This is a genomic window from Rhizobacter sp. P2_D12, assembly GCF_056404395.1.
This window is the reverse complement of sequence record NZ_JBFUEB010000313.1, coordinates 1-1,097: the sequence shown is the minus strand read 5'-3', so window position 1 is coordinate 1,097 and position 1,097 is coordinate 1. Positions and strand designations below refer to the sequence as shown.

The following is a 1,097-nucleotide window of genomic DNA, read 5'->3' as shown; positions in this document are numbered from 1 at the left end:
CCGCATCGTCGGCGGCGCGGATATCAAGGGACAGGCGGCAGGCGCCGGGGACGACATTGACCGAGCCGCCCGGCACCTCGAGCTGGCCGACGGTGCCGACCAGCGCCCCGCCCTGGCGGCAGCGCGCTTCCACCAGCAACACGATTTCGGCCGCGGCCGCCGCCGCATCGCGCCGCATGCCCATCGGCGTGGTGCCCGCGTGGCTGGCCACACCACGCAGTTCGACGATATAGCGCGAGCTGCCGGCAATCGCGCTCACCACGCCCAGCGGCAGGCCCCGTTCGAGCAGCACCGGGCCTTGTTCGATATGGACTTCGACAAAGCCGAGCAGCAGCGCGGGATCGCGCGCGATGCCGGCAATATCAGAATGGTCGTGGCCAGCCTGCGCCAGCGCGTCGCCCAGCGTGATGCCATCGCTGTCGACAGCGCTTAACAAACCCATGTCGAAGCTGCCGGCAATGGCGCTGCTGCCCAAGAACGTGCTGCGAAAACGCACGCCTTCTTCTTCGGCGAACGCGATCACCTCCAGGTCGTACGGCAGGCGCTGGCCGCGCGCGTGCAGGTCGGCGACGACGGCGATCGGCAGCAGGATGCCCAGGCGCCCGTCGTACTTGCCGCCATCGCGCACGGTGTCGTAGTGCGAGCCTGTCGCCAGCGTTCTGGCGCCTGGCTGCGCGGCGGCATAGCGGCCGACGACATTGCCTACCGCGTCGATCTGGACCGTCATGCCGGCCGCGCGCATCCAGCCGGCGATGTGCGCGGCGGTGCGCTGGTGGGCCGGCGTCATGTAGGCGCAGGTCAGGTTCGTTTCAACGTCGCTGATGGCACCCAGCGTTTCGCACCAGTCCATCACGCGCGCGCCAAGTGACGGCGTCACGCCCAGCAGCGCGTTCAGCCGGATCTCGGCGATGCGGTGCACCTGGCGCAGCGCCTCGCGCAGCTCGTCGCCGCGCGCATTGCCAATGCGCCGCTCGAAGGTGGCGATGATGGCCTGGCGCGACAGGCCCTTGCCGGTCGGCCCCTTGACCGCGAGGATGAACGGAAAGCCGAAGCGGCCGTTGTAGTCGGCGTTCAGTGAGTGCAGTTGCGCATACTCG

General features: G+C 69.3%; 1 protein-coding gene. It reads right to left on the bottom strand.

What is annotated here, in order from left to right; translation table 11 throughout:
• Positions 1-1,097, bottom strand: a 1,097-nt coding sequence (locus tag AC1DYN_RS32700; RefSeq protein ID WP_477966996.1) for a hydantoinase/carbamoylase family amidase, incomplete at both ends; no start/stop codon positions are given.